9 protein-coding genes are annotated in these 13,963 nt (G+C 42.1%); all 9 read left to right on the forward strand.

Annotation, left to right across the window (positions count from 1 at the left end; genetic code table 11):
- Nucleotides 1-93 precede the first annotated feature (93 nt).
- The 9 genes from IPN35_06390 to IPN35_06430 all read left to right on the forward strand — a co-directional run bounded on the left by IPN35_06390 (nucleotide 94) and on the right by IPN35_06430 (nucleotide 13,855).
- A complete protein-coding gene (locus IPN35_06390) occupies nucleotides 94-420 on the forward strand; it encodes a hypothetical protein (GenBank protein QQS59180.1) in 327 nt (108 codons plus the stop codon).
- Nucleotides 417-983 (forward strand): hypothetical protein, encoded by a 567-nt coding sequence (locus IPN35_06395; GenBank protein ID QQS59181.1) that lies wholly within the window; start codon nucleotides 417-419, stop codon nucleotides 981-983. Before IPN35_06390 ends, IPN35_06395 begins: the two co-directional genes overlap by 4 nt.
- 28 nt (nucleotides 984-1,011) lie before the next feature.
- A complete protein-coding gene (locus IPN35_06400) occupies nucleotides 1,012-2,811 on the forward strand; it encodes a hypothetical protein (GenBank protein QQS59182.1) in 1,800 nt (599 codons plus the stop codon).
- 122 nt (nucleotides 2,812-2,933) lie between these two features.
- On the forward strand, nucleotides 2,934-3,419 hold the full coding sequence (locus tag IPN35_06405; GenBank protein ID QQS59183.1) for a flavodoxin family protein: 486 nt from the start codon (nucleotides 2,934-2,936) through the stop codon (nucleotides 3,417-3,419).
- Entirely contained in the window at nucleotides 3,416-5,167 is a 1,752-nt protein-coding gene (locus IPN35_06410; protein QQS59184.1) for a 2-oxoacid:acceptor oxidoreductase subunit alpha, read from the forward strand. The genes IPN35_06405 and IPN35_06410 overlap by 4 nt, the downstream gene beginning before the upstream one ends.
- A gap of 214 nt (nucleotides 5,168-5,381) precedes the next feature.
- Nucleotides 5,382-6,299: a 2-oxoacid ferredoxin oxidoreductase gene (locus IPN35_06415; GenBank protein ID QQS59185.1), complete on the forward strand. Its 918-nt coding sequence runs from the start codon at nucleotides 5,382-5,384 to the stop codon at nucleotides 6,297-6,299.
- 109 nt (nucleotides 6,300-6,408) lie between these two features.
- Nucleotides 6,409-9,831, forward strand: a complete 3,423-nt coding sequence (locus tag IPN35_06420; GenBank protein ID QQS59186.1) for a S8 family peptidase — start codon at nucleotides 6,409-6,411, stop codon at nucleotides 9,829-9,831.
- Between the two features lie 18 nt (nucleotides 9,832-9,849).
- Nucleotides 9,850-11,706 carry a hypothetical protein gene (locus tag IPN35_06425; protein ID QQS59187.1) on the forward strand — a complete coding sequence of 619 codons (1,857 nt, stop codon included), beginning with the start codon at nucleotides 9,850-9,852 and terminating at the stop codon, nucleotides 11,704-11,706.
- Nucleotides 11,707-11,713: 7 nt separating this feature from the next.
- Nucleotides 11,714-13,855: a S8 family serine peptidase gene (locus IPN35_06430; GenBank protein QQS59188.1), complete on the forward strand. Its 2,142-nt coding sequence runs from the start codon at nucleotides 11,714-11,716 to the stop codon at nucleotides 13,853-13,855.
- Nucleotides 13,856-13,963 lie beyond the last annotated feature (108 nt).

Here is a 13,963-nt window from a genome sequence, read left to right on the forward strand (position 1 = left end):
TCAGACTCAAATAGAAATTTTCGTAGAATCTAGTATATATCTGAGTTTATCAATGCTCTTGAACTCCTTCTAAAATTTTTTCATACTAAAAATATGGATCCCCATGTGCACAAAATTCTTCAAGATGCCGGCGCCGCAAAAGGACTGACACAAGACGAAGTCTTTATGATGATGACACTCGGAAGTGACGAGCTTCTTTCAAAAGTTATTGAATCCCTTGGAGAAGCCCTAAAAAATAAGGAAATAACGGTAGAAGAGTACCATGAGAGTATTAATGCCCTGAAAAGTCTTTCTGTTCAGTATCGAAATGCTCACCAAGGGTATCTTGAAAAGGTAAAAGAAATAGACGATGAGGAAAGTGTGCAAACAGTGAAAATCCTTCAAGAGAAGCTCGATACCTTTCTTTCTGCTTCCTCATGAGTACTCACGGAGATGCCGTTGAACAGCTCCGTTTTTCTCCAGAAGAGGGTGATGCTAATGTGCAAAGGCTTCGGGAAACCGTAAAAAAGCTAGAAGAAACAGGAAAATTTGATGATTTCCTTAAAACCCTGACCGATCCACAAAAGGAGTTTTTTCTGAAAGCATTGAATGATGATACTTTTGAAAATTTCAACCAAGAAGGAAATCCCATTGAATCGGCGGAAGAGCAAATTTCTTCCGCAGAAACAAAAGAAGCTCTGGCTCACATACTAGAACAGCTCAAAACACTCCCAAAAAAAGCATTGGAGATTCTTCAGAAAACCGCTCATGGTGTATGGGAAACTTGGAAAAATCTTCCACTGCCACTTCGCATTGCAAGCATAATGACGGTTATTATTGGAACTCCTATCGCTGCCATGGAGATACTCGAACTGGTCAATGCTGGATACGCCACACATATTGTACAAGTGCTCAACTCCCTCATTCCAGAGGCGCTTACCCCAGAAATATTAAAACAGGCCTTCAGAGCTATTTCTGCCGCAAATCCTGCAGGAATGGGGTGAGTATCCTTTGTACAATTATCCACACAAAATGCCAGAAGAATACGAACAGCATCTCGAAAATATTCCCAAGGCAGATACAGGGAATCGCCTCAATTCTCTTCGTGAGCTTGTCGACGGCTTAAAAAAACAACACTACGGAAATGATCCTCACAAATGTGCACAAGAGTATGAATCGATTATTAACGATTCTTCGTATCTCGATATTCATAGAGCGCATGCACTGTACTACCAGCAAAATTTGAAAGCGATTGAACAAGGAGTGCGAAAACCAAAAAACGAACACGAAAAGGCTCGTCTTCAGGAATATCAAAAGGTTTTAGAAAATCGTTTTCGGAATCATCTCTTTTATATTCTCGTTGCCTCAAGTATTTCGGAACAAGCAAAAATCGTGCAAGAGCATATTCAGCATGCGCAATCGTGGGGAGTTCTTTCTCAAGAAGATGTAAAAAATATTTTTCAAAATGCTCCAGAGAAAGGTTCTTTAGAGAATATCACTACGATTTTTTCGGAAGGCGACAACAGCCCCTCTCCTCAAGAAAGTCTGCGCCAACTCGAAGCCGCTCAAAAAGCGTATCAGGGACGAGTGGGCGAATGCGCGCCCATTGATCGACAAGGAAAAAAAATGGATTCGTGGAATGAGGTTGCCGAAAATATGGGGGCATCTCTCGAAAAATCACTTTTGGCGCTTCGGATGGTGGAAGCGGAGATTCTCGAAAAAACACGGAATGGACTCATGGAAAAACGAGAAACCATGTCTTTGGAAGTGTTTCAAAAAAGAATGCTTTTCCTTGCAAAAGTTCAACATCAGTTCTTAAATCGTGAGTTTACAAGCCATTTTCAAATAATGGAAAATCTCTACCGATTTGAAAATAACAAGTACAATTCTAAAGAAGCACAAGACATTGAAGAACTTCTTGGAGGAGAAAAGGCGGAACCAGAATTTGACGAACAGTACTACCAGCGACATTTTCCAGAAATTCAAAAAGAGAAACCCAGTTTTTTGACAAAACTTCTTGGGTCTTCAGAAAAGAAAGAAGGAGAAGAAAAGCTAAAAAAAGTAATACAAGAGCAGTCGGAATCTGCCTCTCAGAGTATGAAGGAAAAAGCAGGAGATATTTCCGAGGTGCTTCGCCATCTCGAATCGGGACTCAGTCCGTCTATCCTTCAGAATATTCTCGCTTTTTTGGAACCCTATCTCCATAAAACAGAAGATATTACGCGCGGAGGTTTTCAAAAGCTCCTCAAGAGTCAACTTGATGATATTCCTGTTCTCAGTTTTTTCTCGGAATCTCTTTCTTCTTTTATTATTCAGCATCCCGAAAGAGCAGGAGAGCTTTTGAAAGACATTTACCACAATTTTGATTATGAGAATCTTCAGAAGTTTCAACATTTTTCCTCTGCAATTCAAAACGGAGAAATAGAAGTGCTTCTAAAGAGCGGAAAAAAAGAGGAGGCAGGAGATCTTTTGAATGATTTTTTTGTGTCTGGAGAAAAATTTATTGCCGATTACGGAGCATTTCTTCAAAAACTTTCGGTGAATCTCAACGACAAAGAGGCATCAGCACGGGCTTGGGATTGGTTTCAAAATGCGCTTCTCATCGGAACAGGACTTGGCATTGGTGCTCTTTGGGCAAGCAAAAAGATTGTGGAAAAAACGGGAAAACTGGCAGGAAAAGGAATATGGAAATTGGGCGCACTTACTCTTTCTTCTCAGGGGATCGCTTTTCTTGTCCTTTCTCTCTTTCCGAGGTCGGCAGGAGAAGGTTCTGAGCTTTCTGATGAACACAAGGCTCCTCTTCCTCAGAAAAATCTGGAATCATTGAAATAAAAAGTCAAAAACGGTATTCTTCTGGGAACGCAATATTCTGTTCGCAATAAAAATTCATTCAAAAGTTTTCTTTTATGGTACGTTTTTATTGCTTTTGGAATGTTCATTTCTCACCAAATGATATGAAACAGGGACAAAAGACCGTGCGTATTATTTACGGCACCACAAGTGGCAACACGGAATTGGTATGTGAAATGGTGCAAAAGGTGCTGGAAGAGCGATGTCTTTCAGTAGCAATCGAACGTGTGGAAAAGAGTCAGCCGGAAGATATTTTTCTGGCGGATTGCACTATTTTGGCGTCTTCCACATACGGACATGGTATTTTGCAAGACCATTTCATTCCGTATGCGAAAAAGCTCGAAGTCCTCGATTTTTCTAATCATCTCTTTGCGGTTATTGGACTGGGTGATCCAAAATATGACAGACAATACAATATTGAATCCGCAAATATTTTAGAGCATCTTGTGCAGAATCGAGACGGAACACTTCTGCAACACGCACTTCGCGTGAACGAAATGCCACTTCGCCATCTAGAAGACACCGTGCGAAAATGGGCAGAACATTTGGCGGAAGAAATAAAACACCATCCTCTTTCCCCTTCTTCATGAGTCGACTTGCCCTTCGTATTACCGGATCAAGTGGTTCGGGCCTTGTCGTCAGTGGACTGATCGTCATTGATGCGCTCAAAAGCTTGGGTTTTTTTGTGAATGCGGATCGAGAGTATCCGTCACTCATTAAAGGCGGACACGCAGGGTTTCGCATTGAAACAGATATACATCCAGTTCATTCGCTTTCGTCTTTGGCAGATGTGGTTGTGGCAGTTGACCGAGTGGGGCTTATGGAATATCTGGATGCGGTAAAGCCGGGTGGTATTATGATTCATGATGATGATCGACATGAAGGCATCCATGGGCTTGATGAAAAGGCAAAACGGCGAGGAATCTCTATGAACTATATTCCGGCACGAAAATTGGCACACGAACTCGGAGGAGACATGCGTGTACAAAACATGATTACTATTGGGCTTTTATGGCGTGCATTAGGGCTTCCTATTGACGCTGTTTTAAAAGCCGCGGAAAAACGATTTCGCGATAAACCAAAACTCCTCGAGATTGACCTCAAATGTCTCGAAGCAGGATACCATTTTCGGGGTGCTTCTCCTGTTCCATCTCTTGCTCTTCATGTTCCCAAAAATAAAAAGGATTTCATTGCCATAGATGGAAATGATGCTATTGGAATTGGTGCTATTCATGCTGGTGTTCGGGCGTATTATGCATATCCCATGAGCCCTTCGAGTTCTATTCTGACATATCTCGCCAAAACCGCGCACGAAACGGGCATGCTCGTGAAACAGGCGGAAGATGAAATTACTGTAGTACAAATGGCACTCGGGTCGATGTATGCCGGAACGCGGGCACTTTGCGCTACTTCTGGCGGTGGATACGATTTGATGACCGAAACCGTTTCTCTTTCGGGAATGATTGAGTGTCCACTTGTCGTCGTCATTTGCCAACGTCCAGGACCAGCAACAGGGCTTCCTACTTGGACTGGACAGGGAGATTTAAACCTCGCCATTTTTTCGGCGCACGGTGAATTTCCGCGAATTGTCATTGGTGTGAGCGATCCCGAATCGTGTTTTTTTAGTATTCAACATGCACTCAATTTGGCAGAAAAATATCAGGTTCCTGTCCTCGTCCTTTCAGAAAAAACAGTGTGCGAAACCGTGCGAACCATAGAGCCGTTTCCGCAAAAGACTATTCCCATTGAACGTGGACTTGTGACAGACAAAAAACGACTTACAACACTTGTGCCAAAAGATCGGTTTCGTTTTACCGAGAGTGGCGTTTCCGAGCGATGGATTCCGGGATCAAGCCCAGCGCATTACTACGGCAATAGCGATGAACACCGAGAAGATGGTACGCTTACGGAAGATGCGGATGAAGCCGAAAAAATGATGAATAAGCGCCTTCAAAAACTCGAGACCATTGCCAAGACACTTCCAGAACCCGAAATTTTTGGGAAAAAAACGGAAGCTGATATTTCATTTATCGGGTGGGGAAGCACAAAAAATGTCATGATCGACGTGATTTCTTCCTCCAAAAAAGAGGGGATTTCTGTCAATTATCTCCACTACGAATATCTGTATCCGCTAAAAACAAAAGTGACGGAGCAGTTTTTCGCGTCAAATAAAAATGTATGTTTGCTTGAAGGAAATGCTTTTGGACAACTCGGAATGCTCATTGAACAAAAAACTGGAAAAGAATTCACAAAAAAGTTTTTAAAATACAACGGACGCCAATTCTTTTTCGATGAGGTGATGGATTTTGTACGACTTTCGAAAAAGAAACATGAATAAGAAACCAGAATATCTCTTTAAAACTTTCAATGGCATCATCCTGAACTCGATTCAGGATCTCTTTTGCTGTAAAAGGGGGATTCCGTGTCAAGCACGGAATGACAAGTAGAAAAAAATTGCGGATCACATTCGCAATAATAGAAAATGAAAGAATTCATTTCCCGAGAACAAAAAAGGTATCGAATCGTGCTCAGCATAAATTTTCCCCATTCCCATGAAAACAAACTGCTCTTCTTGTCACAGCTCTCTCGATCAGCTTCTCGAAAAAAAAGAAGTGGCACTTCACTATGAAGAAAGCGAAGAAAAACTCACATGGTGTAGTGGGTGTGGAAATTATGGCATTGAAAAGGCGCTCATTCGCGCGTTGACACTCGAAAATATTGGTTTTCAAGATTGCCTCATTTGTTACGATATTGGGTGCAATGGAAATGGTTCCGACAAAACAAATGCATATACCGTCCACGGATTGCACGGACGTGTGATTCCGCTTTCCGCAGGAGCCGCACTTGCAAACAGTAAACAGAAAGTTATTGCCATTGCTGGAGACGGAGCTACGTTTAGCGAAGGAATTAATCATCTCGTGCATGCTATTCGAAATGATTACCCCGTGACATTTATTTGTCACAACAACGAAAACTATGGACTCACCACGGGGCAAGCTTCTTCTACTACGCGAACAGGAATTCCCATGAATGGTTCTCCCGATGGAGTGGTTGCGCCACCACTCAACATCTGCGAGTTTATTCTTTCGCTTTCTCCCACCTTTGTGGCGAGAGGTTTTTCGGGAGATGTTCCACACACAACAGAAATTCTTCGAGAAGCTTTGCTTCATCCCGGATTTTCCTTTGTAGAAATCATGCAAGTGTGTCCCACATATAACAAATCAACATATCAGGAATGGTTTTGGGATCGCATTTTCTATGTCGATTCAAACCGAAAAGAAGTTTCTGATCGAGAAGTCGCCAGAAAACAGGCACAGAATATTGAAGAGCATATTGCGCTCGGTGTGCTCTACAAAAAGCCAATTCCCAGTTTTTTAGAACGTATTCCACAGAGAAACGGTAAAACAACAACACTTGTTCAAGAAGTAAAACACTATGATATTTCGAATCTTTTGTTGGCTTTTATATAAATTTTTTGAGACACAATTTTCCAGGAAAAATAGAGCGTTTTTCGCGCATAAATTTCCGTTTCATTCTTCTTGAGAAAAATGGTAAAATAGGAGGAAATAAAAAACAAATATGAGCCATTTTCTCCGAAAATCCTTTCTTCCCTTATTTGGAATTGCGACAGTCTTTGTTGCGACTGGAATATTACTTTTTTCAGAAATAGACAATAGTCAAAAAAAAGCCGCTCTTTCCTTGGGTCCTGTTTTTGTGAATGGGAAACAGCAGTATCTCGAAAATGAGGCACTTGTTTTTGTAAAACCAGATTCCAATATAACTCAGAATGCTATTGGAGAAGTTCAGGCGCTTGGAGAACTTTCTGCCGAAGAGGGGAAACAAAAATTTGAAGAAGATGTTTCTGCTCGCCTTCAGAAATATATTGGTGAAGACACAGAGGTGATGGCGAGTGTTCTTTTTTCTCCTGCTTTGCCAGAAGGGAAATTGGGAAGTTTTTCTCTCGGGAATTCCCCAGAAAAAACTGTTATTATGGCACGAGTAAAAAGTAAGACAAAGACAACAAAAGAGCTTCTTGAGTCATTGCAGGGGGACACAGAAATTCTTTCCGCAGAAGCAAATTATCTCTTTTATCAGTTTGATGAAGGAACAACGGATATGGAGAACAACAATGATCAATGGCATATTTTTACAAATAGTTTAGGTGCTGGAGTAGCTGCAGATGGGGTTTGGGAACAAGGTATCACAGGAGAAGGTGTTGTTGTAGCGGTTATCGATTCTGGAGTGGATACCGATCATTTCGATTTGGTGAAAAATATTCTCCCCGGAAAAGATTTTTGTGCTGGAGCAAATTGCGGTTCCGATAATGATCCAAATCCTGAAGAAGGCATGCTTCACGGAACGCATGTTGCAGGAACTATTGCCGCGAGTGGAGATGGTAGCGGTGTAATAGGTGTGGCTCCAAATGCAAAAATTATGCCACTCAAGATTTTTGGAACTCAAGACGGCGCCCCAACATCATCCATTTTTCAGGCAATTGACTATGCCATACAAAATAATGTCGATGTTATTAACATGAGTCTTGGTGCGCAGATGGAATGCCCATCAAACTGGCAAAGTGCCATTGATAAAGCAATAGAAAGTGGAATTACTGTTGTGGTTGCCGCCGGAAATTCGGGGCAATCCGGACCGAGTGCGCAAACTCCGGCGAGTTGCAATGGAGTTATTGCCGTTGGAGCAACGGATATGTCGAAAACCGTTACGTCTTTTTCGAGTTATTTTGAGAACATGGTCGATGTTGTTGCACCCGGAACGTGTGTTTTGAGCACTATTATTGCAGAAATGGACAGTGAAGATGATAACCGTTTTTCTGGAGGAAATTGCCCAACTATTCCCATACCAAAAGGATATGCGCACTTGCCCGGAACCTCTATGGCAACTCCCCATGTTGCCGGAGTAGTCGCACTTATGAAAGAGAAGAATCCAAATCTTTCTCCAGAACAAATAGAAACACTTCTCTGTGAAAATTCTGAAGATTTAGGTCCTTCGGGGAGAGATGAAAAATACGGATGCGGATTTGTTAATGCAGAAAAAATTCTCGCGGCCATTACTACAGGAGGGGATGATGACGAAAATAACGGGGGCGATACTTTTACCGTTTCTCCTACAACTCAATCCATTGCCGTTGGAGCATCCGTCACGAATATTGCTGTTTCCAATAGTGCCAGTGAACACACCTTTACTCTGAATGCCGGAACAACAGGTATCACCAAAAATCAGTGTTCAGACGGATCCACAACATGCGCTCTTACCGCACCAACTGACATCGGAACAGCAACACTCACCGTAAAAAAGACTGGACAAACAGATGCAGTCGCAACGATTATCGTCACGAGTGGTGGTAGCGATTCTGGTGATGACGACGATTCTGGTGATGACGATGATGATTTGAATGATGGGATTCTCCGCGTCTCTCCGCTTTCTCAAGAAATTACCGTAGGATGTATCCCCGATCCAGTTATAGCAACTGGAGGAGGTCCGTATACGATAACCGTTTTTCGGGGATCAACAGGAATGGAGTCCGAAACGTGTGCAGGAGGTTCTTCGGGAGATTGTACTTTGGGAAAAGCTATCCGACCAGGAGTCATGACGGTTTTTATTCGTATGGGTGAACAGGAGATACAATCGAGAATAGAGGTTTTTCCAAAATCTCTCTCTCGGGGGAAACCTTGTCATCTTGCTTCTGAAGAATCCACATTAAAGAGTGCTTCATTGTCAGATGAGACAACTTCTTTAAAGGATGCAGAATTGGAAGATGCTGAGATGTTTCAATTTTTCGCACAATCAGCCGAAGAAGAAAAAGCCGTTACACTCTCGGAGGATACCGATTGTTCTGCCGAACTTTCTGCTCAAGATACTCTTCCTGAGAAAAACTCTCTTTCAAACGCATTTATTGTAGAAGGTTCTGACGGATATGGTTGGCAAAGAGCTCTTATTACTGAGCCAAAGGACACTATTCCTCTTTCGGAAGAGGAGCTTGTTTCTCTTCATGGAACGGCAAATCCCCTCTCTCGTGTTTTTCTTTTTCTCTCTTCCCCAGAACAATCTGGTTTTTCTCCTGCAACTTGTTTGAATGCAGGAGTATCAGACGAATCAGGGTATTTTTCTCTGAGTATTCATCCTCGTCTTTTGTGGGGGAATATTGGCGGCAATGTGCAATTATCAGCTTTTTTCCAAATGAAAGAACATTGGAGTCAAATTCCAGAAGCAGAAAAAAAGGCATCTTCTCCCTTTTCTTCTTTATATCCACGCATACAGGGGTCAAAAACAGAAGATGCTTCGTGTAAAGAAATTTGTTCTGCTGGTATCCAAACAGCTCATGTTTTGAATCCAAAAGATATTGACGATCGACTTTTGGGAGATAATTTTCGAGATGTCGAAGAACAAGAGGTGATCATTGGGAGAATGCCTGGTCGCCATACATTTTCGGGAGGTATTTTTGGAGAAGAATTTCCAGATCCTGAAGCTGTTGGGAACATTGTCCGAAAAGCTGTTCTTATGGAAGGACTGAAACGTGCACTTCTTGGAAATCGAAACGTTAATGGTGTTCAGCCTGGACTCTCATACATTAATAGTGCGCTTCTCGAAAAAGCGGCACAGAGACAAGGAGATTTTTCGCAACGGACTCAAGACATTGCTGTTTCCCTCAAAATGCTTCTTTCTGGAGGAGGAAATGACCGAGAATATGCTTTAACACAGCTTGAAGGTTTTTTGGGAAGAGAACGGAATGTTCGTACGGAACTGGGATACGCCCCTCCGAAAATCATCGAACCATCGGTAAAAATACTTTTTGCAGAAGTCTTTCCAAAAGGAGTGAGTTCTGAAAAAGATTGGGCAAAAGATGCGGTAAGTCTTCTCCGTTTTTGGACAGGTGGACTTACTCCGAAAAGTTGTCTTTTGGAAAATGATCGACTCTTCTCCAAAAACTTTAAAGGTTTTGAGGAGCCTATTCGTACGTGTGAAATGGTATTTCTTACAAAATAATCTTTTTTTATTTCGATCATGAAGATCACAAAAAAAATGCAAAAGATTTCACTTCCAGGAACATTCCTTTTTCTCCTTCTGATTCTTTTTGGAGGAGAAAAAGGAATTGCCGATAATTCTCTGAAAAATATTAACGTCACAGTGGCAGAAGAAGATTCGCCGCTCATCGTTTCTCCTGAATTTCAAGCTGTACAAGTGGGGTGTTCCCCAAAAACCATTCACGCATCTGGCGGATCAGATTATGTTTTTTCCCTTATTCCGAGAACAACTGGCATTGTCAAAGCATCATGTACAAACGGATCAGGAGGATCATGCTCGCTTACGGAAGCAATAACTCCAAATGATGTGGCAGAGCTATCTGTTTCCTCTGATGGGAAGACGGTAAAATCACTTATAGTAACGTATGAAAACTATAATCTCGACAATTTTTTTCAGTGTTTTTTCCCCTGTCTCTTTGCAGGAGGAACCGCAGATCAATGTGCTATTCAGTGTCGTGATGAATTGACTTCTGAAATATCATGTCCCGATACTGGTGGAGATGACAATGACGACAATGACGACAATGACGACAATGACGACAATGATGACGATGACGACAATGACCAATTTCCTCCTCCGCCAGTGGGACCACCACCTCCTCCTTCAGATTTTGTAGTAGATTTTCCTCCTCCTCCATCAGATGCTCTTCCAAATCCTCCAACTGGAAGCACAACTTCGGCTCTTAGTTGTGAAGAATTTCCCGAAATACCGACAGAAGAATCTTTCTATGTACGAGGAGTGCAAGACACTGCATGGCAACGTGCTATTCTTTCTCATCCTGATGGAGAAATACAACTTACCGAAAGAAAGCTTGTTGAAATCAAGGGGACTGCAGAGCCTCATACTGAAGTTTTTGTCTTTCTTTCCTCTGCCGATGCCGAAGGATTTTCTCGAGGAACATGTTTCAGTGCGGGAAAATCCGATATATCGGGACATTTTTCTCTGGAAATAAATCCAAAATTGTTATGGGGAAACATTGGGGATAGCGTAAAAGTTTCGTCTTTTTTTCACATGGAAGAAACGTGGGATCAAATTCCAGAAGAAGACCGAAAAAATCCTTCTGCCATTGCGCCGCTCAATCTTAATGTAAAAGGAAAAATGTTCCTTTCTTCTGAAAATTCTTGCGAAGAAATATGTTCTATAGGTATTCAAAGAGCACATATTCTCAAACCAGAAACTCTTGATTCGCGATTTCTCGGAAAGAATTTCGTTGGTCTTGAAGGAGAAGAAATTCGTATCGGAAGAATGCCAGGATTTCATACTTTTTCTGGTGGAATTACGGGAAGAGAAGTAAATGACGCTCAACAAATGAGTCGTATCATTCGGAAGACTCTTCTTGTAGAAGCTCTAAAACGTGCATTGCTCGGAAATGTAAATACCAATGGCATAGAACCAGGACTTCTCACTCTTCGTGTTGACTCACTCAAGGAGGCAGATCGAAGAGCAGGAAATGTTTCAAAGAAAACGCAAGAAATTGTTTCCGATTTACGGATGCTTCTTGCTGGAAGTGCTGAAGAAAGAACATATGCACTAATTCAGCTCGATAATTTTCTTGGAGAAACCGATGGCATTCAAACTGCCGGAGGATATGTCTCTTTAGAACATATCAATGCTCCTGTGAAGGATCTTCTGTCAGAAATCTTTGTAGAAAATGTCAGTACGGAAGAATCATGGGCAGAGAACGCCTTAGAAATCATCCGTTTTTGGACAGGAAGTACTGAAGAAAATAGCTGTCTTTTGGAGGATGACCAATATTTTTCGGAAAATTTTGAAGGATTTTCCCAGGAAGTTCGACAATGCAATATGGTCTTCCTCTTGAATTCATCTTCTTTTTAGAATCATCATGAAGAATCTCTTTCAAAAATCATTTTTAGGAGTAATAACAACAGGAGTCTTTGTTCTCTCAGGATTTTTTCTGTTGCACACGGGATCACGCACCCCCCTTTCTGCGAGTATCTCTGTGGGAAACACACCAGCACTTGGAAATTATGTGGAAGGAGAAATGCTTGTTGTTTTGCGGGATGACACGCCTCCCTCTGGAGGAGTGGGAACGATGAGTATTGATTCTCCAGAATTTGAAAATGATATTTTTTCTGCGCAACAGGTCGCCGAACAGACACTTTCGAACACCTTTCCAAATGCCAATATCGAGACAAAAATTCTCTTCGATGCTCGAACTGCTCATTTTTCTGAAAACCAAGTGCTCCGAATCGAAGCACTTGAGCAGAATGCTTTTGGAGAATCCTCAGCATTGGAAGATCGTCTTGTTTATGCCACTCTTCGGGATTCCACACAAACAACCCAATCACTTCTCAATAATGTTGCGGCTCTCAAAAATAGCGGACAAGGCGAAAATATTCTCTCTTACCAACCGAACTATATTTACGAACTTCCTCCTGTGGAAAATTTTGAGGAGCTTAGTCCAGATGCTATTACAGAGCAGGGGCTTGGTGGAGAATCGCCAACAACGTTTTGGAATATTTTTTCAAATGATTTTCATGCTGGTATCTCTGCCAATGTCGCATGGAATGAAGGCATAACCGGAGAAGGGGTAACGGTCGCTGTACTTGATACGGGAGTTGATGTTTCGCATCCCGATTTACAGGAAAATATTTGGAAAAATACTGGAGAAACGAGCTGTGTTGATGGCATTGATAACGATGGAAACGGGTATATAGACGACTGTTTTGGCTGGGATATGGGAGGGGACGGAAATGGAGCAGGGGATAATGATCCAACAGGAAGCATTTTTCATGGAACACATGTCGCGGGAATTATAGCCGCAGAAAGAAATGGAATTGGTGCTGTTGGTGTTGCTCCAGATTCAAAAATAATGCCACTCAAAATTTTTGATGATAACGGATTCGCCACCACAGAAAATTTTATGGAGGCTATGGAATATGCATGGAGAAATGGCGCAGACATTATTTCCATTAGTCTCGGGCGAAACGATACTTGTGCAGAGCTCGAACAGACCGCCATCAACAAGGCATTTTCGGCGGGGGTTTTTATAGTGGCGTCCAGTGGAAACGCCGATTTACAACATGGTATGACTCCTCCGTTTCCCAATGCTCCGGCCATTTGTAATAACGTGTTTACTACTGGTGCCACAAATGCCGAAAAAACGAGGGCATCATATTCAAATTATCGTGATGAGAATGATCTTGTTGATGCCATTGTTCCAGGAGGTGAAGGAGAGCATTCTATTACGAGCACCTTTCCTGGTGGTGGATATGGAACTTCTTCTGGAACCTCTATGGCAACGCCTCATGCGGCAGGACTTGCCGCACTCTTACTTCAAGAAGTTCCAGAGCTTTCTCCTGTTCAAGTGAAAAATCGCCTCTGTGAAAGCGCAGAAGATTTGGGAGAAGCCGGAACCGACAAATACTACGGATGTGGATTTTTAAGTACTGCTGTACTCGATTCGCTTCATTCTGTCGCAAATCTTGTTCTTTCTCCAGAGGAAGTAACCATTTCTTCAGAGACTGATCCTCTTTCCTTTACTGCCCAAGGAGGAACTGGACAATATTCATTTCTCCTCGCCAATGGCAGTACTGGCATGACCAAGGAAAATTGTCTGGGAGGAAGTAATCCTGTATGCATTCTTTCACATCCAACGAGATCAGGAATGGCAACACTCACAGTGCTCAGCGGAAACGAATCCGCCGTATCGCTTATTTCCGTTTCCGATTCGGGAAATATTCTCCCCAATTCTTCAAGTAATATTGGTATTACTCCCACAACAAGTAAAAAACTTGTCGCCCCTGGTGATAGGGTGCAATACACTATTCGCTTTCAAAACATGACAGGCACCGATTACCAAACAGTAGAAGTGGTAAGTGATTACGACGAACAGAGTGTTACTCCGGTGAGTAGCTCCATTCCGAGTGGATGCCAAAATTCAAGCGGAAAAATAATATGTTCTGTTGGCGCGCTTTCCGCCGGACAGGAAAAGGTGATTCAATACAGTGTTGATATAAAGTAGTTTTTCCCTTCCGATAAAGGAGTTTTTTTTCTCTGGAGAACTTTCCTGCATCTTTTTTTTCCTAAGATTCTGAATAAAATTTAGGGCGATGTCTTTCTAAAAGAAATT

This window comes from Candidatus Peregrinibacteria bacterium, assembly GCA_016699755.1.
Taxonomy (GTDB): Bacteria; Patescibacteriota; Gracilibacteria; order CAIRYL01.

Excerpts from the sequence above, each read along its gene's own strand:
- IPN35_06415 (QQS59185.1), top strand. The coding sequence starts at position 5,382 with ATGAAAACAAACTGCTCTTCTTGTCACAGCTCTCTCGATCAGCTTCTC.
- IPN35_06390 (QQS59180.1), top strand. The coding sequence starts at position 94 with ATGGATCCCCATGTGCACAAAATTCTTCAAGATGCCGGCGCCGCAAAA.
- IPN35_06400 (QQS59182.1), top strand. The coding sequence starts at position 1,012 with ATGCCAGAAGAATACGAACAGCATCTCGAAAATATTCCCAAGGCAGAT.
- IPN35_06425 (QQS59187.1), top strand. The coding sequence starts at position 9,850 with ATGAAGATCACAAAAAAAATGCAAAAGATTTCACTTCCAGGAACATTC.
- IPN35_06420 (QQS59186.1), top strand. The coding sequence starts at position 6,409 with ATGAGCCATTTTCTCCGAAAATCCTTTCTTCCCTTATTTGGAATTGCG.
- IPN35_06430 (QQS59188.1), top strand. The coding sequence starts at position 11,714 with ATGAAGAATCTCTTTCAAAAATCATTTTTAGGAGTAATAACAACAGGA.
- IPN35_06410 (QQS59184.1), top strand. The coding sequence starts at position 3,416 with ATGAGTCGACTTGCCCTTCGTATTACCGGATCAAGTGGTTCGGGCCTT.
- IPN35_06405 (QQS59183.1), top strand. The coding sequence starts at position 2,934 with ATGAAACAGGGACAAAAGACCGTGCGTATTATTTACGGCACCACAAGT.
- IPN35_06395 (QQS59181.1), top strand. The coding sequence starts at position 417 with ATGAGTACTCACGGAGATGCCGTTGAACAGCTCCGTTTTTCTCCAGAA.